The 21414-nt window shown below is 61.8% G+C and carries 18 protein-coding genes; 14 read left to right on the forward strand and 4 right to left on the reverse strand.

The annotated features are described in order from the left end of the window. Positions 1–13: 13 nt before the first annotated feature. From G7047_RS15040 to G7047_RS15055, 4 genes are all read left to right on the forward strand, one after another. Positions 14–1066, forward strand: a complete 1053-nt coding sequence (locus tag G7047_RS15040) for an Ldh family oxidoreductase (RefSeq protein ID WP_166306939.1) — start codon at positions 14–16, stop codon at positions 1064–1066. Positions 1067–1129: 63 nt separating this feature from the next. Beyond that, the gene (locus G7047_RS15045) at positions 1130–2737 is read left to right on the forward strand and encodes a phospholipase D family protein (RefSeq protein ID WP_166306942.1); all 1608 of its coding nucleotides are present in this window, start codon (positions 1130–1132) and stop codon (positions 2735–2737) included. Between the two features lie 132 nt (positions 2738–2869). Next, positions 2870–3334 (forward strand): MarR family winged helix-turn-helix transcriptional regulator, encoded by a 465-nt coding sequence (locus tag G7047_RS15050; RefSeq protein WP_166306945.1) that lies wholly within the window; start codon positions 2870–2872, stop codon positions 3332–3334. Between the two features lie 3 nt (positions 3335–3337). After that, positions 3338–4243: an alpha/beta fold hydrolase gene (locus G7047_RS15055; RefSeq protein WP_166306948.1), complete on the forward strand. Its 906-nt coding sequence runs from the start codon at positions 3338–3340 to the stop codon at positions 4241–4243. A 1-nt stretch (position 4244) separates the two neighbouring features. Here G7047_RS15055 and G7047_RS15060 read toward each other — a convergent pair whose 3' ends face one another. Beyond that, positions 4245–5192: a LysR substrate-binding domain-containing protein gene (locus G7047_RS15060; protein WP_166306951.1), complete on the reverse strand. Its 948-nt coding sequence runs from the start codon at positions 5190–5192 to the stop codon at positions 4245–4247. A 111-nt stretch (positions 5193–5303) separates the two neighbouring features. Between G7047_RS15060 and G7047_RS15065 the strand changes: the two genes are divergently transcribed. Beyond that, positions 5304–6557 (forward strand): MFS transporter, encoded by a 1254-nt coding sequence (locus G7047_RS15065; RefSeq protein WP_166306954.1) that lies wholly within the window; start codon positions 5304–5306, stop codon positions 6555–6557. A gap of 6 nt (positions 6558–6563) precedes the next feature. Here the strand turns inward: G7047_RS15065 and G7047_RS15070 are convergent, their stop codons facing one another. After that, positions 6564–7811: a multidrug effflux MFS transporter gene (locus G7047_RS15070; RefSeq protein WP_166306957.1), complete on the reverse strand. Its 1248-nt coding sequence runs from the start codon at positions 7809–7811 to the stop codon at positions 6564–6566. Then, positions 7808–8236 carry a MarR family winged helix-turn-helix transcriptional regulator gene (locus G7047_RS15075; RefSeq protein ID WP_240939135.1) on the reverse strand — a complete coding sequence of 143 codons (429 nt, stop codon included), beginning with the start codon at positions 8234–8236 and terminating at the stop codon, positions 7808–7810. Before G7047_RS15075 ends, G7047_RS15070 begins: the two co-directional genes overlap by 4 nt. Positions 8237–8470: 234 nt before the next feature. Between G7047_RS15075 and G7047_RS15080 the strand changes: the two genes are divergently transcribed. The 5 genes from G7047_RS15080 to G7047_RS15100 all read left to right on the forward strand — a co-directional run bounded on the left by G7047_RS15080 (position 8471) and on the right by G7047_RS15100 (position 12631). Further along, the gene (locus tag G7047_RS15080; RefSeq protein ID WP_166306963.1) at positions 8471–9052 is read left to right on the forward strand and encodes a VOC family protein; all 582 of its coding nucleotides are present in this window, start codon (positions 8471–8473) and stop codon (positions 9050–9052) included. A gap of 77 nt (positions 9053–9129) precedes the next feature. Beyond that, positions 9130–9993: a fumarylacetoacetate hydrolase family protein gene (locus G7047_RS15085; protein WP_166306966.1), complete on the forward strand. Its 864-nt coding sequence runs from the start codon at positions 9130–9132 to the stop codon at positions 9991–9993. A gap of 37 nt (positions 9994–10030) precedes the next feature. Further along, entirely contained in the window at positions 10031–11020 is a 990-nt protein-coding gene (locus tag G7047_RS15090; RefSeq protein WP_240939136.1) for a tripartite tricarboxylate transporter substrate binding protein, read from the forward strand. A gap of 25 nt (positions 11021–11045) precedes the next feature. Further along, positions 11046–11825 carry an SDR family NAD(P)-dependent oxidoreductase gene (locus G7047_RS15095; RefSeq protein WP_166306969.1) on the forward strand — a complete coding sequence of 260 codons (780 nt, stop codon included), beginning with the start codon at positions 11046–11048 and terminating at the stop codon, positions 11823–11825. 62 nt (positions 11826–11887) lie between these two features. Beyond that, positions 11888–12631, forward strand: a complete 744-nt coding sequence (locus G7047_RS15100) for an IclR family transcriptional regulator (protein ID WP_166306972.1) — start codon at positions 11888–11890, stop codon at positions 12629–12631. A gap of 14 nt (positions 12632–12645) precedes the next feature. Here G7047_RS15100 and G7047_RS15105 read toward each other — a convergent pair whose 3' ends face one another. After that, positions 12646–14295 carry an acyl-CoA synthetase gene (locus tag G7047_RS15105; RefSeq protein WP_240939137.1) on the reverse strand — a complete coding sequence of 550 codons (1650 nt, stop codon included), beginning with the start codon at positions 14293–14295 and terminating at the stop codon, positions 12646–12648. 145 nt (positions 14296–14440) lie between these two features. On the opposite strand from G7047_RS15105, the gene dnaG reads away from it, so the two are divergent. From dnaG to G7047_RS15125, 4 genes are all read left to right on the forward strand, one after another. After that, positions 14441–16468: a DNA primase gene (gene dnaG, locus G7047_RS15110; RefSeq protein ID WP_166306978.1), complete on the forward strand. Its 2028-nt coding sequence runs from the start codon at positions 14441–14443 to the stop codon at positions 16466–16468. A 261-nt stretch (positions 16469–16729) separates the two neighbouring features. Next, entirely contained in the window at positions 16730–19144 is a 2415-nt protein-coding gene (gene rpoD, locus G7047_RS15115) for an RNA polymerase sigma factor RpoD (RefSeq protein WP_166306981.1), read from the forward strand. A gap of 231 nt (positions 19145–19375) precedes the next feature. Continuing rightward, entirely contained in the window at positions 19376–20359 is a 984-nt protein-coding gene (locus G7047_RS15120) for a tripartite tricarboxylate transporter substrate binding protein (RefSeq protein ID WP_240939138.1), read from the forward strand. A 152-nt stretch (positions 20360–20511) separates the two neighbouring features. Further along, the gene (locus tag G7047_RS15125; protein WP_166312085.1) at positions 20512–21414 is read left to right on the forward strand and encodes a ketopantoate reductase family protein; all 903 of its coding nucleotides are present in this window, start codon (positions 20512–20514) and stop codon (positions 21412–21414) included.

The following is a 21414-nucleotide window of genomic DNA, read 5'->3' on the forward strand; positions in this document are numbered from 1 at the left end:
ATATGATTGCCGCATGCATCCATCGCCCGTCTCCGCACCTGAATCTGTCCTTATCCCCTTCGATGAGCTGCGATCCCTATTGCAGCAGATCTTCGAGCGCCACGGCACCAGCACCAACGTTGCGGCAATCCTTGCCGACAACTGCGCCACAGCTCAACGTGACGGGGCCCTGAGTCACGGCATTTTCCGCATTCCAGGGTATGTCTCCACACTCAAGAGCGGCTGGGTCGATGGCAAGGCAACGCCCATCGTTGACGACAAAGCGCCCGGTTTCATCGCTGTTGATGCGGCAAATGGTTTTGCTCAACCGGCGCTGATGGCTGCTCGCAATCTGTTGATTGCCAAGGCGCGCAGCAATGGCATTGCGCTGCTGGCGATTCGGCGCTCGCACCACTTTGCAGCCTTGTGGCCGGATGTGGAGCCGCTGGCGCGTGATGAAGGGCTGGTGGCCATCACGGTAGTCAACAGCATGGCTTGTGTGGTGCCGAGTGGCGGGCGATCGGCACTGTTCGGCACCAATCCGATTGCGTTTGCCGCGCCGCGTGCGGGTAGCGAGCCGCTGGTGTTTGATCTGGCGACAAGTGCGATTGCGCATGGCGATATCCAGATTGCTGCGCGTGCCGGGCATTCTGTGCCACAAGGCTACGGCGTGGACAAGCATGGGCAGCACACGACCGAGCCGCAGGAGATTCTGGATGGCGGCGCGCTGCTCCCATTTGGTGGCGAGCATGGTGCGCACAAGGGCTCGGCGCTGTCAATGATGGTAGAGGTGTTGGCGGCGGCGCTCACGGGTGGGAATTTTTCTTTCGAGTTCGACATGCGCACGCACCCCGGCGCGCAGACACCGTATACCGGACAGCTCATCATCGCCATCGACCCCAGCCTCACATCCGGACAGAACTTTGCGGATCGCTGCGAAACGCTGATCGCCGCCATGAGCGATGCGGGCCAATCACGTCTGCCCGGAACACGCCGTTACGAACAGCGCAAGCTTTCGATGGAACATGGCGTACCCGTCGATGTCGCGCGCTGGCGCGAACTGCTGCAACTTGCCGAAGGCCAGTAGCGGCGACATATTTTCGGCGCATATTCAACTCCATCTGCAGCCTCTTCATTCCAACCGCAGCCAATGCCAACGAACGCTATCCACACAGCAACGCACAGCACCCACCCTTTTCATCTGACGAGCAAGGGCGTTCGCCTTTCGCTTGGCGTGGCGTGCCTGCTGTCGCTGTTCGGCTGCGGCCTGCCGCCGCTCGAAGGCCGTAGCGTCTCGCACGCGTTGTCCGCCGAAGAGTCGGCGCAGACCCGGCTCGGGAGAGCGGTGGAGCCCGAGTTGCAGGCGCATCCAGGCACCACGGGAATTCACCCGCTGGAAGATCCGCACGATGCATTTTCTGCACGCACCCTGCTGGCCCGCGCCGCTGAGCGCACGCTGGATGTGCAGTACTACATCTGGCACAACGACATCACCGGCACCATGCTGCTGGGCGAATTGCTCACGGCAGCTGAACGCGGCGTGCGGGTGCGCATGTTGATCGACGATGTCGGCACCTCGGGCCTCGATACTGAACTGGCCGCGATGGCCGCGCACAAGAACATCGAGGTACGCCTGTTCAACCCGATGACGATTCGCAAGCCCAAGATGCTCAGCTACGTCATCTCGCCCAAGCGCGCCAATCGGCGCATGCACAACAAGTCGTTCACGGTGGACAACCAGGCCACCATCATCGGCGGACGCAATGTGGGCGATGAATACTTTGGTGCCACCGATGGCAAGCTGTTCGCCGATCTCGACGTGCTCGCCATCGGTCCCGTGGCCAAGGATGTGTCAGCCCAGTTCGATGCCTATTGGAAGAGCGCCAGCGCCTACCAAGCACAAGATCTGCTGCCCGCCCCCAAGCCCGGTGATCTGGAGCAACTCAAGAGCATCGCAGCTGAACTGATGCAATCTCCGCGCGCATCGGAGTTTGCGCAGAGCATCAAGCAAAGCCCTTTCGTCGCCAAGCTCATGGACCGCACCTTGCCGTTGCAGTGGGTGCAGGTGAAGATGGTGACCGACGACCCCGCCAAGGGTCTCGGCAAAGCACCGCGTGAGCATCTGTTGCTCCCGCAACTGGAAAAGGCGCTGGGAAAGATCGACACGAGCGTCGATCTTGTGTCGGCGTACTTCGTTCCCGGTCAGGGTGGTGTGGACGCCTTCGGCAAGCTCGCTAGCGAAGGCGTGAAGGTACGCGTTCTCACCAACGCCATCGAAGCCACCGATGTTCCCGCCGTGCATGCGGGCTACGCCAAACGCCGCAAAGACTTGCTTGAATGCGGCGTCACGCTATATGAAATGCGCAGCCTCGTCCCGACCTATGCGGGACAGCATGAGAAGCGCTTCTTCCAGCGCTTCGGTAGCTCGGGCGCGAGCCTGCATGCCAAAACCTTCGCCGTCGACGGCAAGCGCCTGTTCGTCGGCTCGTTCAACTTCGATCCACGCTCGGCGCATCTCAACACCGAACTGGGCTTTCTCATCGACAGCCCGGAACTGGCGCAACAACTCGTCCACGTGTTCGACAAGGAGGTGCCCCGGGTTTCGTACCGCGTCGAACGGAACAAAGACGGCGATTTGCAGTGGGTGAGCGGTATGGGCACGAACACCACTGTCTACACCAAAGAGCCACACACCACCTGGTGGAGCCGGGGGATGGTGCGATTTCTGGGATGGCTGCCGATAGAGTGGTTGTTGTAGCGCCCGAACCAGCCCATTGCTGCTCATTTGAAGAAGATAGTCCCATCACGCACGCTGTGTCGCGGACGTGATAGCTGACGAAGCAAGGTTTGAAAATAATTCGCATGCGAAATAAATTCCAACCCCTCCGTCATGTCCAGACTCCCACGTTTCATACACCTGCTGAACAGCGCCCAACGTCGCCTGCAGTTACGCGTAGCTTCCGAGCAGGCTAACGCTGCAGCTGACGCCAGCAGCGCCCCCTCACCCGCTCAGGCCGGAGTGCTGTTCAGTCTTGCCAAGCAGGATGGCACCACCATGGGTGCCCTGTCGCAAGCGCTGGATCTCGTGCCATCCGCCGTATCGGGACTGGTCCAGCGCATGGAGGCGCTGGGCTGGGTGCAGCGCAAGTCCTGCGAACTCGATGCACGCACGCAGCGCGTGTGGCTGTTGCCCACAGGTCGCGAGCAATTGCCCGCCCTGCACTCCGCACTCAAGCGCATCAACGCCGATCTGTCGCGCGGTTTCACCACCGAAGAGTTGGAGGTTGTCAGCCGCTGGCTGTCGCACGTTCAAAGCCTGCCGATTTCCACATCACCCCAACCGCGCAAGGCTTGAAGCATGAACGCCACCACCGCATCCGCCCAAGCGTCGCCGCAAGCCGTCCAGCTCACCTGCCAAGACGGCCAGGTGCTATCAGGTCAGTTCCTCGCGGCATCCAACCACACGTGCGCGCAGTTGCCCGTGCTGATCGCTCCGGCTACCGGCGTCAAACAACATTTCTATCTACGGTTCGCGCGTTGGCTAGCGGAACAAGGGCATGCGGTATTGCTGTTCGACTACCGCGGCGTCGGGCTGTCACTGCAGGGCCCACTTGCCCAATGCAAGGCAAGCCTGAGCGAATGGGGTCAACAGGATCAGGCGGCGGCGGTGAACTGGCTGCTCCAACACACCGGTGCCGAGCAGCTCATTCTCGTGGGTAACAGCGCCGGAGCCCAGATGCTGGGCCTGCTCCCCAACCACGCCAGCATCGCGCGCGTGGTGGGAGTTTCATCTTCCAGCGGGTGGTTCGGCGGCATGCCACGGGGCTTTTCGATCAAAGCGCGCTTTGGCCTGCGCTGCGTCGTTCCATTGGGTGTGCGGCTGCTGGGATACGCGCCCACCTCTTTTCTGGGCCTGGGCGAAAACCTGCCCGCCAAGGTTGGACTGCAATGGGGCGAATGGTGTGCTGCTGGAGGTTATGCCACCAATGCGGTAAGGCAGCATCCCGAGCAGGATTTCCACGCGCAGGTGCGAATGCCCATAACGATTCTCTACGCGAGCGACGACAGCATCGCGACGACCGCCACCGTGCAGGATCTCCTGCGCACTTTTCCCAAGGCGCCAAGCCAATCGATTCAGATTCGCCCGCAAGACCATGGGCTCAAGGACCTCGGCCACCTGAACTGGTTCCGGCAGTCCCATCAGGCAATGTGGCCGTTGATGTACCGGGCAATCAACGGGCACCAGATGCAGCCAGAAGACTAAGTCACGTCAACGCCTGCTCAAACAACTGCGCCAACTGCAGCACCTGCGATTGCCGACTCTTGCAATGCTGCAGCAGCGCCATTGACGGCAGCGCGGGCAAGGCGCGCGCCTCCGCAACATCCAGCATGCGCACATGCGCTGGCAGGCCCAGCGAGGTACGCACGCCAATCCCCAATCCCGAAGCCACAGCCGCCCACGAAGCAGCGAGACTGGCGCTTGAAAACGCGTTGCGCCACGGGACTCCATGGCGATTCAAAATCTGCGTAACCAAATTGCGCATGGGACAAGGCTCGCTGAGCATCACCAGCGGCAGGGCCTGCCAGGCGTTCTCGGCAGCCGAGGCCTTGCATTTGCTCCTTCCGTTCGCAACCAGCGGCCACCAGATCTGTTCACGCAGATCGATGCCCGAGGTCCCGGACGGCACGATCCAGTGCAAAGGCAGGGTGGCAAGCACACGGACGCCCGACGGCGGATCGGCCCGGCGTATCCCGCCAAGATCCCACACCAACGCCAGATCCAGCGCCCCACTTTCGTATTGCGCGAGCAGTTCCTGACTTTTGCCCGCACTCACCTGAATCTGCACACGCGGATGCGCACGCGCAAAGCGCCCCAGAACCGAAGGAAGAATGTTTTCCGCAAAGTCTTCCGGCAGCCCAAGACGCACGATGCCTTGAAGCTCGCTCGCGCGCACCGCAGCGACCGCCTCGTCATTGAGCTCCAGCAACCGGTGCGCGTAGGCCAGCATCGCGTGCCCCGCCTCGGTCAATTCAAGCCCCCTGCCCGCCTTGCGCAACAGCGGGGTGCCGGCCTGCATCTCCAGCTTCTTGAGTTGTGCGCTCACGGCCGATGTGGAGCGGCCCAGCTTGTCCGCTGCCTGCGCAAAGCTGCCTACGGCGATGCCGGTGGCGAAACTGCGCAGCACGTCGATGTCGAGATTGGTATGCGACATGGAATCCAATCATCCTGATTTTCAAAACCATTTGAACAGAATTATCTGATTTTCAAAATGATTTTCCCTCCTCACACTGAGCACATCCGCTACTTTCGCGCTCAGACAATCATGCCCAGCTCCACATCGCCATGCCGACCTCAACAAAGCCACAGTGCCACTCCGCGCATCGCCACCCGCTGGAAAGTGCTTGCCGCAGGAACACTCGCCAACACGGCTTTCTCGGTGGTCATCAATGGCCTTCCACTCACCGCGATTCTGATGCGCACCAGCTACTCCCTCGACAATGCCTCGCTCGCGCTGGCGCTGGGCCTGATGGGTCTGGGCATTGCACTCAGCGAACTTCCCTGGGGCATGCTGACCGATGCCTGGGGTGATCGGCCGGTGCTGCTTACGGGCTTGTTCAGCACGGTGGGGGTGCTCGCCGTCATGGCTTTTGAGGTCGTGCCGCACGATGGCGTCACGCCTTCGTTTGCAGTACTTTGCGGTGCCATGTTGATCGTCGGGTTGATGGGCGGAAGCGTGAACGGATCCAGCGGCCGCGCCATCATGAGCTGGTTTGCCGCCAACGAACGCGGTCTGGCGATGAGCATTCGACAGACCGCCATTCCACTGGGCGGGGCGCTCGCGGCATTGTCGATGCCATGGCTTGCAGCGACCTACGGCTTTGGTACCCTGTTTGGAACACTGGCGGCTTTCAATGCGCTCGCTGCGATTCTGGTGTGGGCATGGGTGCGTCAGCCTGACGTTGCAGCAACCGCGCATCAGCGCGAAGCGCGAGCCGATCAGTCCATGCCGCCAAGTGCACTGCGAAGCCCTACCGTGTGGCGCATATCAATGGGCATTGGCCTGCTCTGCGCGCCGCAATTCGCCATTCTGATTTTCGGAACGGTGTTTCTGCACGATGCCGCGCATGTGTCGATGACGGGCATTGCCATCGCGATGGCGACCTTGCAAATCGGCGCCATGGTGATGCGTGTCTGGAGCGGCCGATGGACCGACCAGCGCGGCAATCGCATTGAATACCTGCGCGCCTGTGCTGGACTCAGCGCCGCACTGTTTGCCGTGCTTGCGATGGCCGTGACGCTTGGCCTTAGTGGAACCTCGCTCGCCGTGTGGATGGCGGTTGCAGGCATCTGCGTCTCTGCATGGCACGGCGTGGCCTATGCCGAGCTTGCCACCCGTGCAGGCGCGCCGCGCGCGGGCACAGCGCTCGGGCTTTGCAACACACTGGTTTTTTTGGCCAACTTCGCTACGCCGCAAGCAGTCGCCCAATGGCTACCCGAGCCCGGCTGGAGCGCTGTCTGGTGGATGTGTGCAGCCACCGCGCTGATCGCTTTGCCGCTGATTGCGGCGAAGAAGTGAGCGTGTTCAAAGGCCGTCGCCCGCCGACTGATGGAGCGCTTCCATGCGTTCCCGGTGAATCGCAAACTGCACACCTGCCTGCCCAGCAGCAGCGGCGCCGATCAGCACGATCGCAGCAGACAGCGCAGGGTTGTCTCCCCAACCCACCATCAGCGTGAACAGCGCGCCAAGCGCCATCTGCGAGAAGCCATAAAGTCCGGCGGCTGAGCCGACATGGTGTGCATCGACCATCAAGGTCTTGGACAGCGCTGCGGGGCTGGCTGTGCCCGAACCGGTGGCGAATAGCAGCATCAGCACGACGATGGCAGGCAAGTTGAGCCAGCCGAGCAGTTCCAGCATCAAAAAGATCGCCGCGCTGGCGATGCTCAGGCCGTTGCCGAAGACGAGCAAGCGCTCAACCGGCACGTTGAGCACCATGCGGCGGGTGACCGCATTGCCGATGCCCATGCCAATCATGATGATGCCGAGCGAGATGCCGACGTCGCGCACGGGATGGTGCAACTGCTCGGTAATCACGAAAGGCGCTGCCGCGATGAAGGCGTAGATCGATGTCGTCGCGCAGGCGCCGCCGAATGCATAGCCCAGGTACTTGGGGGACTTGAGCAACGAGGTGTAGTCCCGCGCCAGCGCGGTGACGCTGACCACGCCGGTCGGGCTGCCCGTCTCCGGCACTCTCTTCCATGTCAGCACCAGCGTGGCCGCGCCAAGCAGCGATAAGAACACGAACACCATGCGCCAGCCGCCCAACTCCACCATCGTGGAGCCGATGATGGGCGCAAGGCCCGGCCCCACCATCATGATGAGATTGAGCAACGCAAGGGCACGCACGGCCTCGTCGGCACTCGTCGTGTCACGCACCATCGCACGGCCAAGCGCCAGCCCCGCGCAACCGCCCAGTGCCTGAAAGAGCCGCGCGAGCACCAAGGTCTCCACATTCGGCGCAAGCGCCGCGACGATGCCAGCACCGAGATACAGCGACAGCCCGACCATGAGCAAGGGGCGGCGGCCAAGCGCATCCGACAGTGGCCCGTAGAACAGTTGGCCAAATGCCAAGCCCAGAATGTAGATGCCAATGGTGGCCTGAACGGCGGCGCTGTTGGTGTGCAGCCCACGCGCCGCATCGGGCAACGCAGGTACGAACATGTGCATGGCGAGCGTGCCGCTCAGCGTGATCATCACCAGCAGCCAGAGCGGCGCGCGTTTGGGCGAGATGGCGGAAACGACGTTGCCTGCGCCGGACGGTTGTTCGCTCATGGCTGCGATCCCTCAACCAGTTCGAGCGACTGTAGCTGCGCGCCAATGCTTTGCATGACCTCGAATGCAGCCGTCAACTGAGCGGGGCTCACGCCCGAAAACAGCTTGAGGCGGTCCAGCGTGAGCAACTCCTTTACATGCCGCAAGGTCTCCTGCCCCTTGGGCGTAATGTCGATGGTCTTGGCGCGGCGATCCACATGCCCGGCGCGGGCGATCAACCCGCCTTCCTCGAGACCATCCAGCAGCCGCACGACGGAAGAACTGTCCAGCCCCAGCGACGCGGCGAGATCCTTCTGCCGCATCGGCCCGGTGGCCCGCTCCAGATGCAGCAGCGGCAACCAGGTCGCCTCCGTCAGTCCCAGAGGCCGCAGGCGGCGATCGACTACCCGACGCCATTGCCGGTTGAGTTGTCCCATCGTGAACATGATGTTCTGCTGAACCTGGGACAAGCTTTGCGCTTCGTGGAGTGGCATGGATGGTTGTATTTTCAAATAAATGATATATCAATTATTTCAAATTTCATGCAATCCGAAAATCCGTGACCTCGATGACCGCGTTGCACTCTAGGTATTTACCCTTTAATTTAGTTTTTTATCGTATTTTGATAATTTATTAATTTAAAATAAATTTTATCGATATGAATATGATCTAAATATCAAATGAATTCCTCGCAGCATGTCAGTGTCAGCTTCAGCCACTTTGGCTTTCATGTCAGTGATCTGGAAGGCGTGGCTCGCTTCTACAAGGATGTGCTGCAGTTCACGGAAACCGACAGGGGTGATCTGGGTGCCGTGCAGCTCATCTTTCTGAGCCGCGATCCAGACACGCACCACCAGATCGCGCTGGTTTCGGGCCGCCCGGCACAGGGCCTGCCATTCAACCCGATCAATCAAATTTCCTTCCAGGTGCCAGACCTCGCCAATCTCCGGCTGGTGCACGAAAGAGCACTCGCAGCGGGCGCAACCGACATGCAGGCCACGACGCACGGCAATGCGGTGTCGCTGTACTTTCGCGACCCGGAAGGCAATCGACTGGAAGTCTTCATGGACACGCCTTGGTACTGCATCCAGCCGCTGCGTGAGCCCATCGATTTCGCCTGCTCGGACGAGGCGGTGATGCAGCAAGCCGAACACATTGCGCGCCACTCGGCCCGTTTCATGCCGCGCAGCGAATGGCGCGCGCAAATGCAGGAACGCATGGCACGTGACCAAGGCATTCCAGCTGCATCCGTTGGTGCCTGAGCGACACCTGAACCAAGCCAGTCATTTCACTTCATTCCCTCCCCCAGCAACGCCATTCCCCCCTTCAGGACAGCACCATGAAACTCATCAGCTTCGAACACAACGGCACAGCACACTACGGCGCCATCCTTGGCGCTGACCGGATCGTCGATCTCACACCAGCCTTCGGCAGCCGGGCTGCGGACCTCAAGTCGCTGATTGCACAGGATCTGCTGGCCGAGGCGGGCGTGTATGTCGAGCAAGCCACGGAATTTCTGCCCCTTGCCGACGTCGATCTGCTGCCCGTGATTCCCAACCCCGGGCAGATCTTCTGCATCGGGCTGAACTACGGAGAGCACGTGCGTGAAACCGGCAAGCAGATCACGGAATGCCCGGTGATCTTCATGCGCGTGAACGAATCGCAGGTGGCACACGGCAAGGACATCGTGCGTCCGCCGGAATCGCATCGTCTCGACTACGAGGGCGAGATCGCCATCGTCATCGGCAAGGGCGGTCGCCGCATCAGCGAGGCGGACTCATGGGACCATATCGCAGGCTACGCCTGCTACAACGACGGCAGCATCCGCGATTGGCAGGTAGCCACTTCGCAATGGGGCCCGGGCAAGAACTTCTGGCGCACCGGCGGCTTCGGCCCATGGATGGTGACATCCGACGAGATCACGGCCAACCAGAACATGCGCCTGACCACACGCCTCAATGGTCAAGTCATGCAGGAAGCCACGACCGACATGATGATCCACAGCATTCCGCGCCAGATCGCCTACATCTCCACCTTCATCCCGTTGCAGCCCGGTGATGTGATCGTCACCGGCACGCCTGGAGGCGTCGGCAACAAGCGCGAGCCACAGGTCTTCATGAAGCCGGGCGATGTGGTCGAGATCGAAGTCGATGCCATCGGCGTACTGCGCAATGGCATTCGCGATGAACTTGTGACGGCCTGACGCTTTCGCAAAACAACAATCCAAGGAGACAGACACCATGCAAGCACACCACCGCCGCAGGTTCATTCAAACCGCTCTCGCCATGGCCGCCCTGCCGCTGACGATGTCGGCAACCCACGCCCAGTCCGGGTTTCCGAGCAAGCCGATCACGCTGGTCGTACCTTATGCGGCCGGCGGCCTGACCGACCAGCTCGCACGTGAACTTGGTGCCTACATGACTACCACGCTCAAGCAGCCGGTGATCGTGGAAAACCGCCCCGGCGGCGCAGCGCAGATCGCGATGAACTTTCTCAAGGGCCTGCCCGCCGATGGGCACACGGTGTTCATCGGCGACGTGCCATCACTCGCGACCAATGTCGGACTGTTCCCCAAGCTCTCCTACGATCCACGCAAGGATCTGCAGGCCGTGACCGAACTCGTGGAGGCTCCGGCGCTGGTGGTGGTGCCCAACAAGAGCCCGTTCAAGACCTTCGACGATCTGGTGAAGGCAGCCAAGGCCAAGCCGAATTCGCTGAGCTACGCGTCGCAGGGCGTGGGCACGGGCGGTCATCTGTTCGGCACACTGCTGTCAGACCACATCAAGGCACCGATGACGCATGCCGCTTATCGCGGCTCCATGCCAGGGCTCGCCGATGTGATCAGCGCGCAGGTGGATTTCATGTACGACGCCATGCCCACCGCCGGACCGCTCGCAACCAGCCAGAAGGTGCGTGCGCTGGCCGTCGGTGCGGACAAGCGCTCACCGCTGCTGCCCGACGTGCCGACGCTCAAGGAACTGGGCTATGGCTCCATCGTGCCGACCTTCTGGTGGGGCGCCGCAGTCAAGCGCGGCACGCCCGAGCCCGTTGTGGCCAAACTGCATGAGGTGATCACCGCAGCCATGCACGATGCCGGCATCGCGAAGAAATTCACATCGCAAGGCATCCTCGTAAAGACCAATTCGCCCGCAGAATTCGGGCAGTACCTGAACAGCGAAGTGACCTACTGGACCAAGATCATGCGCGACGCCGGCATGCAGGCCGAGTGATTTTTACCTGAGAAGCAGAACAGCAATGAAACGTCTTATCGGCCGTACGGCCTTCATTTCCGGTGGCCTTGGCGGCATGGGCATGGCGATTGCACATCGCCTCATCAGCGAAGGCGCGAACGTCGTGCTCGGCGACGTGGCCGAGCCGCAGCCCGGCAGCTTCGATGCCTGTTTCGGCGAGCTGCCGCACCCTCAGGTGGTGCGCCTCGATGTCACCAGCCAAGCCAGCTGGAAAGCGGCGATTGCGAAAACCATCGCGCTTCATGGCTCGCTCGATGTACTGGTCAACAACGCGGGTGTGGTGATGCGCGGTGCGCATGCGTTCGACGAAATTCCGCTGGATGAATGGCAGCGTGTCTTTTCGATCAACGTGGACGGCGTGTTCCTCGGCCTGCAGACGGCCATCGGTGCGATGAAATCCAATGCACGCGGCGGCAGCATCGTCAACCTCGGATCGGTCGCGAGCCAGGTTGGCTCGAAAGATGCGGGGGCCTACGGCGCGAGCAAGGCCGCCGTGACCAACATGACCAAACAGGCCGCCTTGAGCGCCGCACGCTTTGGCTACCGGGTGCGGGTGAACGCGGTACACCCCGGCTACGTGTGGACACCGCTGATCGAGCAGAAGCTGATCGGGCAGTTCGGCAGTCTGGAAGCTGCGCAGATTGCGGTGCGCGCGATGAACCCCATGGGTGACATCGTCACGCCGGATGACGTGGCGGCCTCCATCGCCTTCCTGGCATCGGACGATGCACGCATGATCACAGGAGCCGATCTGGTGATCGATGGCGGCCGTCTGATTCAGTAGACAATCGACGTTTCCGGCCAATACACCCACCATCTGACGAAAGTATGTCCAGTTTGTCGCGAATGCTTGCGGTCCTTGATCTGTTCACCAGCGAAACGCCGGTATGGACCGCCGAATCGATTGCCACGCGGCTGGACTGCTCAATTCCCACCGCCTATCGCTATCTGCGCGAGTTGGGCGACTGCGACCTGCTGCGCAGCGCCGCTGCCGGGCAATACGTGCTGGGCACGCGCATCATCGAACTGGACTACCAGATGCGCCGTGGAGACCCGCTGTTGCAGGCCGCCACGCGCCCGATGCGCGAGCTCGCAGAGCAGGCCGAGTGTGATGTCGCGTTGACCGCATTGAGCAGCCAGCACCTGCTGACGATTCACTACGAATCCAGCCACACAGAAATGCGCGCCAGCTACGGACGCGGCCGCCGCATGCCGACGTTTCGCGGCTCCGCATCGCTCGCGCTGCTCTCGGCTCTGGGCAAGCCCGCGCTGCGCAAGCTGCATGGGGCCAATCTCGACGAAGCACAGAACACCCCGGGTGCAGAGACGCTGGATGCCCTCAGCCTGCTGCTCAGGGATGTCCGCAAGACGGGCTACGCGACCAGCGTGGGGGCGCTTGACAGCCAGAACGCCGGTTTGGCCATCGCGGTAACGAGCGAGGAACACAATGTCCTCGCGTCGCTGGGTTTCGTGATGTCGCTGCAGCGCTTTCAGACTCTGGAGAGCCAGCGCGCGGCGAACATGCTGCACCAGTGCGCACAGGAGATTCTGCTGAACCTCTCTGCAGCAACGGTCAGCGGGCCGCTCTGACAACCCGCGCTGTGTCAGCCGTCAATCGCCGACGCTGACCCTGCCTGCTTGCGCAGTTCGAACTTCTGGATCTTGCCGGTGCTGGTCTTGGGCAGGTCGCCAAACACCACCGCACGCGGGACCTTGTAGCCCGCCAGATGCTTCTTGCAATGGGCGACGATGTCTTCCACCGTTGTCGTGGCGCCGTCCTTCAGCTCGACGAAGGCGCATGGGGTTTCACCCCACTTGGGGTCAGGCTTGGCGACCACAGCGGCGGCGAGCACGTCAGGATGGCGGTACAGCACGTCTTCCACCTCGATGGACGAAATGTTCTCGCCGCCCGAGATGATGATGTCCTTGCTGCGATCCTTGATCTTGATGTAGCCGTCGGGGTACTGCACGGCCAGATCCCCCGAATGGAACCAGCCGCCACGGAAGGCCTCGTCAGTAGCATGGGGGTTCTTGAGATAGCCCTTCATGGCGATGTTGCCCTGGAACATGATCTCGCCCATGGTCTCGCCATCGTGTGGCACGGGCACCATCGTCTCAGGATCGAGCACGGCGGCCGAGCGCTGCAGGTGGTAGCGCACGCCTTGGCGTGCATTGAGGCGCGCGCGTTCGCCGATGTCGAGCGCATCCCATTCCTGGTGCTTGGCGCAGACCGTCGCGGGGCCGTATACCTCGGTGAGGCCGTAGACATGGGTGATATCGAAGCCCATGGCCTCCATGCCCTCGATCATCGCGGCTGGAGGCGCAGCGCCCGCGACCATGGCCTTCACACCAGCAGGCACGCCCTCCTTCATCGCCGCCGGAGCGTTCACCAGCAGGCCGTGCACGATGGGCGCGCCGCAGTAGTGGGTGACGCCATGGTTGCGGATCGCGTCGAAGATCGCCTGCGCTTCCACGCGGCGCAGGCAGACGTTGACCGCTGCGCGCGCTGCCACCGTCCACGGAAAGCACCAGCCGTTGCAGTGGAACATGGGCAGCGTCCACAGGTAGACGGCGTGCTTGGGCATGTCCCATTCGAGCACGTTGCTGATCGCGTTGATCGTCGCTCCGCGGTGGTGGTAGACCACGCCCTTGGGGTTACCGGTAGTGCCGCTGGTGTAGTTCAGCGCAATGGCGTCCCACTCGTCACCGGGCACCTTCCATTCGAATGCGGCATCGCCCGCCGCCACAAAGGCGTCATAGGTCTGCGTTCCCACCGACTGCGCGGGCGCGCCGTAGCTCGCGTCTTCCACCTCAATGACGAGCAGCGGCGCAGTGTGCTTGCGCAGCGGCAGGGCCTTGGCGACCAGCGGCGAGAACTCCGGATCGACGATCAGCACCTTGGCTTCGCCATGGTCGAGCATGAAGGCGATGGTCTCGGGATCAAGCCGGGTGTTCAGCGTGTTGAGCACCGCGCCCGACATCGGCACGCCGAAGTGCGCCTCCACCATCGGCGGCGTGTTCGGCAGCATCACGGCCACGGTGTCGTTCTTGCCCACGCCCGCCTTCTGCAGGCTGCTGGCCAGCTGGCGGCAGCGCGCATAGGTCTCGCCCCAGGTGCGGCGCAGGTCACCATAGATCACCGCCAGCCGGTCCGGGTAGACCTCGGCAGTGCGCTCGATGAAGGACAACGGCGTGAGAGCGGCGTGGTTGGCTTCGTTCTGGGACAAATTCTGGTCGTAAATGCTCGTGGACACGATATCTCCTGTTTGATCTAAGGCCTGCTCCAATGATTGTCGCCCGCCCATTTGACTATCGGACATTAGACCAAAGCGGGCTGACGCCAAACTGAGTGAAAACCACATGCCCGGAAACGGGGTTGGCATCGGTCAAAATACCCCCGTGTCCATCCCGCAAACATTCATCCAGGATCTCCTCGCGCGCACCGACGTTGTCGATGTCGTGGGCCACTACGTCCAGCTCAAGAAGGCGGGCGCGAACTACATGGGGCTGTGCCCGTTCCACGGCGAGAAGTCGCCATCGTTCAGCGTGAGCCCATCCAAACAGTTCTATCACTGTTTTGGTTGTGGCAAGAATGGCAACGCCATTGGCTTTCTGATGGACCACGCCGGCCTTGGCTTTCGCGATGCGGTGCAGGATCTCGCCCAGAAGGCGGGCATGCAGGTACCGGACGACGACGATTCATCGCCCCAGGACCGAGAGCGCGCGGCCGCCCAGCGCAAAAAGCAGGCAACGCTCAACGACGTGCTTGAAAAGGCAGGTGAATCCTGGCGCAAGCAACTGCGCGAATCACAGCGTGCGATTGGCTACTTCAAGGGGCGCGGCGTATCAGGCGCCATCGCCAAGAAGTACGGCCTTGGCTACGCGCCCGAGGGCTGGCGCAATCTGGCGAGCGTTTTCCCAAGCTACGACGACCCGCTGCTTGAAGAGAGCGGCCTGGTGATCGTCGGTGAGGAAGACGACAAGCGCTATGACCGTTTCCGCGACCGGGTGATGTTCCCGATCCGCAACGTCAAGGGCGAATGTATCGGCTTTGGCGGTCGGGTGCTGGGCGACGACAAGCCCAAGTACCTGAATTCGCCCGAAACCGAAGTCTTCCACAAGGGCCGCGAGCTCTACGGCCTGTTCGAGGCCCGCAACGCGATCCGCGAATCGGGCTATGTGCTGGTCACCGAAGGCTATATGGACGTGGTGGCGCTGGCGCAGCTCGGCTTTCCGAATGCGGTGGCGACTCTGGGCACGGCCTGCACGCCGGACCATGTGCACAAACTCTTTCGCTTCACCGACACCGTGGTGTTCAGCTTCGACGGCGACGCGGCCGGGCGGCGCGCGGCGCGCAAGGCACTCGACGGAGCCCTGCCCTATGCGAGCGACACGCGCAGCGTGAAGTTTCTGTTTTTGCCGAGCGAGCACGATCCTGACAGCTTCGTGCGCGAATACGGCACCGACGCCTTCGCGCGCCACGTGGGCGACGCGACGCCGCTGAGCCGCTTTCTGGTCGAGGCGTCCGGTGAGGGCTGCGATCTGGGAACGGCCGAGGGCCGCGCCCACATGCTGGCCAATGCGCGCCCGCTCTGGGGCCTGCTGCCCGATGGCGCGCTCAAGCGGCAGTTGCTGGGCGAGCTCGGCGAACTGGGGCAGCTTCCTGCAGGCGAACTGGGCCAACTCTGGTCGCAACAAGCCGCACAGCAGCCAGGTCGTAGCGCTGTTCGCCCAGCAACGCCAGGCAACACGGGCGCGCCGGATGACGCCATACCCTGGGGTATTCCGCCCGATCTGGCTCCCTGGGAGCGCGACAGCGAGTCTTCGTTCGCGCCGAATGACGGCTACCCTTCTCAGGGCGGCTATCCATCGACCGCGCCACAGTTTCAGAAAAAGCCTTGGACTCCCGGCAACGGCAAGGGCCCTTGGAAAAAGCGCTGGGGCAAGGACGCCGATCTGCCGCCGCAGCCGCCACTCCCGCGCGACGCCGTCGCCAAGCGCGAGGATCATGCGGTGCGGCTGGTGCTCTCGCACATGGAATTCCTCGAAGATCTGTCGCACGAAGACCACACCACGCTGTGCGATCTGCCCACCCCGCATGGGCCGATCTTCGTCTGGCTCGAAGGTCAACTCCACGAGCATGGCCCGGTCGCGTGGGCGGTACTGCAGGAGTCGCTTTCCGGGCATGAGCATGAGGCCAAGATCCGCAAGCTGATGACCGGCTCACACGCCCAGACGGAAGGGGACGTGGCCGAGTTGCGCGATGAGCTTCGCGGCATCGTCAACCGGCTGCTGATCGACCAGCTTCGACGTCAGGAAAACGAGCTAATCACGCAGGCGGCACGCGATCCTGCAGCGCTTGAAAAATACAAAGAGTTACAAACTCGACGAGTAGCACTGGAAAACCCCAAGCTGTCAAGCTCTTGATTTGCCTGTAAAAGGTATAATTTAAGGCTTGTCGGCAAGAGCGACAGCAGCACCTCCGGATCAGGCGCCCGTGACAAACACGCACAACAGCCTACCCCACCGCAAGGACTGCACTCCAAATGTTCGCCCAGACATCTTGCTGCAGAGGATTTGATCCTCACCTGCGAAGGTAACGGAAACGCCCTTCGCCTGCTAGCCCGCGCCGGGATGGATGGCGCTTGAGTTTTCTTTGTGTGTCCGTTTTTGAACCTGAGGTAATGCATGCCTGCTCAAAAGTCCGCGAAGCCAGCCAAGACCGCTCCAGCCAGTGGCTCGGCTGCGAAGACCGTTGCCAAGACCGTTAAGCCCGTTACCAAAGCTGCTGTGAAATCCGTTGCCAAGGCCCCCGCCAAAGCCGCGCCTGTGAAGAAGGTCGTGGCCAAGCCCGCCAAGGCAACCAAGAAAGAAGAAGTCAAGACCGTGCCTGCCAAGAAATCTGTTGCCTCTGCAGAAACCACTGATGAATTGAAGAAGAAACCTGCTCGCGGCGCTGCCGCTGACGCGGGCGACGACGAGACCACCGCCAAGAAGCGCCCCGGCCGCCCCGCAAAGGCTGATGCCGAAGGCAAGGCGCCCGCCAAGCGCGGCCGCAAGCCAAAGGCCAAGGATGGCGAGAGCTCCGAAGACGATGCCGATCTGTCGGACATCGAATCCGATCTCGAAGGCGAACCCGAGGCGGAAGCCGAGCAGACACAGGCTGCGACCGTCGAAAAGGTCAAGCCGCTGCGCATGAAGATCAGCAAGGCCAAGGAACGCGCCTTGATGAAGGAATTCGGCCTGGACGAAACCGTCCTCTCCGAAGAAGACATGGCCAAGCGTCGTTCGCAGCTCAAGAAGCTGATCACGCTGGGTAAGACGCGCGGCTACCTCACCCAAGTCGAAATCTCCGACCACTTGCCCGACAAGCTGGTCGATGCGGAAACGATGGAAGTCGTGGTTACCATGTTGAACGACATGGGCGTGGCCGTGTACGAGCAGACTCCCGACGCGGAAACCCTGTTCCAGAACAACGTCACTCCGACCGCAACGACCGTCGAAGAAGCCGAAGAAGAAGCCGAAGCGGCTCTGTCAACGGTGGATTCCGAGTTCGGCCGCACGACCGACCCCGTCCGCATGTATATGCGTGAAATGGGCACGGTCGAACTGCTGACTCGCGAAGGCGAAATCGAAATCGCCAAGCGCATCGAAGGTGGTCTGCAGGACATGATGGAGGCGATCTCCGCATCGCCCGCCACCATTGCCGAAATCCTCTCGATGGGCGAAGAAATCCGTGAAGGCAAGGTCGTGATCTCGACCATCGTCGACGGCTTCTCCAACCCCAACGAAGCCGACGATTACGTGGCCGAAGAAGACTTCGACGAATTCGACGAAGACGACGACGACGACGGCAAGGGCGGCTCCAAGGCGCTGACCAAGAAGCTCGAAGAACTCAAGAATGAAGCCCTGCGCCGTTTCGACGTGCTGCGCGGCCACTTCGAGAAGATGCACAAGGTCTACGACAAGGACGGCTACGGCGGCGCCGTGTACATGAAGATTCAGCAGGAAATCTCTGCCGAACTCATGACCGTCCGCTTCACCGCCAAGACGATTGAAAAGCTGTGCGACATGCTGCGCGCCCAGGTAGACGACGTGCGCAAGAAGGAACGCGAACTGCGCCGCATCATCGTGGACAAGTGCGGCATGCCGCAGGAAACCTTCATCAAGGACTTCCCGCCCAATCTGCTGAACCTGCAATGGGTCGAGAAGCAGGCCGCATCCGGCAAGCCATGGAGCAATATCCTCTCGCGCAACATTCCGCCCGTGCAGGAACTCCAGCAGCGCCTGATGGACCTGCAGTCGCGCGTGGTCGTGCCGCTCACCGAGCTCAAGGACATCAACAAGCGCATGAACGCCGGTGAAGCCGCGTCGCGCGATGCCAAGAAGGAAATGATCGAGGCCAACTTGCGTCTCGTGATCTCCATCGCCAAGAAGTACACGAACCGTGGTCTGCAGTTCCTCGACTTGATCCAGGAAGGCAACATCGGCCTGATGAAGGCCGTGGACAAGTTCGAATACCGCCGTGGCTACAAGTTCTCGACCTATGCCACCTGGTGGATCCGCCAGGCCATCACGCGCTCCATCGCTGATCAGGCCCGCACGATCCGCATCCCGGTGCACATGATCGAAACCATCAACAAGATGAACCGTATCTCGCGCCAGCACTTGCAAGAGTTCGGCTTCGAGCCCGATGCGTCCATCCTGGCAGCCAAGATGGAGATCCCGGAAGACAAGATCCGCAAGATCATGAAGATTGCCAAGGAGCCGATCTCGATGGAAACCCCCATCGGCGACGACGACGACAGCCATCTGGGCGATTTCATCGAGGACAGCAACAACACCGCACCGGTCGATGCGGCGATGCAAGCCGGTCTGCGCGATGTCGTCAAGGATATCCTCGACGGCCTGACCCCACGCGAAGCCAAGGTGCTGCGCATGCGCTTCGGCATTGAAATGTCCACCGACCACACGCTGGAAGAAGTGGGCAAGCAGTTCGACGTGACCCGCGAACGCATCCGCCAGATCGAAGCGAAGGCGCTGCGCAAGTTGAAGCACCCAAGCCGCTCCGACAAGCTGCGCAGCTTCATCGACTCGCTGTAATCAACGACAAGCACAAGCTGAAAACAAAAGCCCCGCATGTGAAAGCATGCGGGGCTTTTTTCCGCCCGCGCGCAATTGTCAAATCAGTGCAAACACCAAGAAGATGGCAGTTGAATGACGGCTGAATGACAGCTTGATTTCGCATGATTCCCTGCTCCTCAGGAGCTCTGCATGCGAACAACACCACAATCACTCCTTCCCCCATTTCACTCGGAAACCTCACTCTCCTCAATGGATCGCCGCCGCTGGCTACTCGGCGGCGTGGCTCTCGCCTGCACCGGACTGGCGCCACTGCGATGGGCCCACGCCAACACCAACACAGGCCCGCATCTCGGCGAGAAGCTGCACATCGTGATCCCGGCAAATCCCGGTGGCGGCTGGGACCAGACCGGCCGAGCGCTCGGCGCGGCGCTGGTGGACAGCGGTGTAGTGGGTCGGGTGAGCTACGAGAACATCGGAGGCAAGGGCGGCACCATCGGGCTTGCGCGCTATGTAGAGCAATACGCCGCAGCGTCCGACACGCTGCTGATCGGCGGCATGGTGATGGTGGGCGCAATCGCGCTGCAAAAGCCCCCCGTGGACATGCGCCAGATCCGTCCATTGGCGCGGCTGACGAGCGACTATCTGGTGGTCGCCGTGGCGGCCGATTCACCGATCCGCGATGCAAAAGGGCTTATGCAGGCGATGCGCAGCGACATGCAGTCGCTCACCGTGGCGGGTGGCTCTGCCGGTGGCGTAGATCACATGTTCGCGGGCATGCTGGCGCGCGCCGCCAAGGTGCCGCCCGATCAACTGCAGTACAAGCCCTTTCCCGGCGGCAACGATGTGGTCGATTCTGTTCTGAGCAAGCAGTCTCAGGTGGCGATCTCGGGCTTCAGCGAGATGAGCGAGGCCCTGTCGTCGGGCCGCCTGCATGCGCTGGGCGTGTCCGCGCGCAAGCGGATCTACGGCCTGCCCTCGTTCAAGGACATGGGCGTGGATGCCGCCATGGCGAACTGGCGCGCCGTGTTCACGGGCAACGAGGTGCCTGATGAGCGCTGTCGCCAATTGCTTGTCGCCATCGAGTACGCTACGGCGCGTGAGAGCTGGAAGCGCAGTCTGCAAGCCAACCGCTGGGACCCCTCCTGGCAAAGCGGCAAGGATTTCACCGAGTTTCTGACCATGGAAAACACCACCGCTCAGGTGATGAATTACCTGTTGAAACTCAAGGGCTGACGCGAAAACATCAGAGCGCTATAGTCGGTCTTGAATCATCCCGACTACTCAGAACGGCAGGCCCGATCGTGCACACCCCAAGCTCCTCCGACATCGCATCGCCCACTCCAGCGCAAGCATCGACCCACATCTCACGCCTGTCCATCGCTGTCATGGGCGCGGGCGCAGTGGGCTGCTATTTCGGTGCGATGCTCGCACGCGCGGGGCACCATGTGACTCTGATTGGCAGGCAGGCCCATGTGGAGGCGGTGCTCAAGCGCGGTCTGCGTTTTCAAACTGCGACCGAAGACCTCTACGTGCCGATGACCGCGAGCACCGATGTCGGTGCCGTGCAGGGTGCGGACGTAGTGCTGTTCTGCGTGAAGTCCACTGACACCGAGGCCGCCGCAAAGCAGCTGCAGCCCTACCTGTCTCCAGGCGCGTTGGTGCTTACGCTGCAGAACGGCGTGGACAACGACGAACGCGCGCGCTCAGTACTCGGCGAGCAGAACCCGGTCGCCGCTGCGGTGGTCTACGTGGCCACCGCAATGCCCGGCCCCGGTCATGTACGGCACTTCGGCCGCGGCGAACTCGTCATCGCCCCCTCGCCGCTCAGCGAACTGATTGCGCTGCAATTTCCCGCAGCGGGCATTCCCACGCAGATTTCCGACAACGTGCGCGGCGCGCTCTGGGCCAAGCTCATCATCAACTGCGCCTACAACGCGCTGTCGGCACTTACGCAGATGCCCTATGGCTGGCTGGTCGATCAAAAGACCAGCGGCGTCAATCCTCTGATCGACGAAATCGTCGCCGAATGCATGGCGGTCGCCAAGGCTGATGATGTTCAGCTCCCAGAGAACATGCTGGATATGGTGCACGGCCTGCCGAAGACCATGCCGGGTCAACTTTCGTCTACCGCCCAGGATCTGGCGCGCAACAAGCAGACCGAGATCGATCATCTGAACGGCTATGTGGTGGCGCGCGGCCAGGCGCTCGGCATTGCGACGCCAGTGAACAACACGCTGTTGATTTTGGTGCGCCTGGCCCAGACACCGCGCGGCACGCCCGCGCACTGA

The sequence above is a fragment of the Diaphorobacter sp. HDW4A genome (genome assembly GCF_011305995.1).
In the GTDB taxonomy this organism is placed as follows: Bacteria; Pseudomonadota; Gammaproteobacteria; order Burkholderiales; family Burkholderiaceae_C; genus Diaphorobacter_A.

Coding starts and splice junctions, on each gene's coding strand:
- G7047_RS15040 (WP_166306939.1), top strand. CDS start 14: ATGCATCCATCGCCCGTCTCCGCACCTGAATCTGTCCTTATCCCCTTC.
- G7047_RS15125 (WP_166312085.1), top strand. CDS start 20,512: ATGGGCGCGGGCGCAGTGGGCTGCTATTTCGGTGCGATGCTCGCACGC.
- G7047_RS15095 (WP_166306969.1), top strand. CDS start 11,046: ATGAAACGTCTTATCGGCCGTACGGCCTTCATTTCCGGTGGCCTTGGC.
- G7047_RS15120 (WP_240939138.1), top strand. CDS start 19,376: ATGGATCGCCGCCGCTGGCTACTCGGCGGCGTGGCTCTCGCCTGCACC.
- G7047_RS15045 (WP_166306942.1), top strand. CDS start 1,130: ATGCCAACGAACGCTATCCACACAGCAACGCACAGCACCCACCCTTTT.
- rpoD (WP_166306981.1), top strand. CDS start 16,730: ATGCCTGCTCAAAAGTCCGCGAAGCCAGCCAAGACCGCTCCAGCCAGT.
- G7047_RS15080 (WP_166306963.1), top strand. CDS start 8,471: ATGAATTCCTCGCAGCATGTCAGTGTCAGCTTCAGCCACTTTGGCTTT.
- G7047_RS15085 (WP_166306966.1), top strand. CDS start 9,130: ATGAAACTCATCAGCTTCGAACACAACGGCACAGCACACTACGGCGCC.
- G7047_RS15065 (WP_166306954.1), top strand. CDS start 5,304: ATGCCCAGCTCCACATCGCCATGCCGACCTCAACAAAGCCACAGTGCC.
- G7047_RS15090 (WP_240939136.1), top strand. CDS start 10,031: ATGCAAGCACACCACCGCCGCAGGTTCATTCAAACCGCTCTCGCCATG.
- G7047_RS15100 (WP_166306972.1), top strand. CDS start 11,888: ATGCTTGCGGTCCTTGATCTGTTCACCAGCGAAACGCCGGTATGGACC.
- G7047_RS15060 (WP_166306951.1), bottom strand. CDS start 5,192: ATGTCGCATACCAATCTCGACATCGACGTGCTGCGCAGTTTCGCCACC.
- G7047_RS15055 (WP_166306948.1), top strand. CDS start 3,338: ATGAACGCCACCACCGCATCCGCCCAAGCGTCGCCGCAAGCCGTCCAG.
- G7047_RS15075 (WP_240939135.1), bottom strand. CDS start 8,236: ATGTTCACGATGGGACAACTCAACCGGCAATGGCGTCGGGTAGTCGAT.
- G7047_RS15070 (WP_166306957.1), bottom strand. CDS start 7,811: ATGAGCGAACAACCGTCCGGCGCAGGCAACGTCGTTTCCGCCATCTCG.
- G7047_RS15050 (WP_166306945.1), top strand. CDS start 2,870: ATGTCCAGACTCCCACGTTTCATACACCTGCTGAACAGCGCCCAACGT.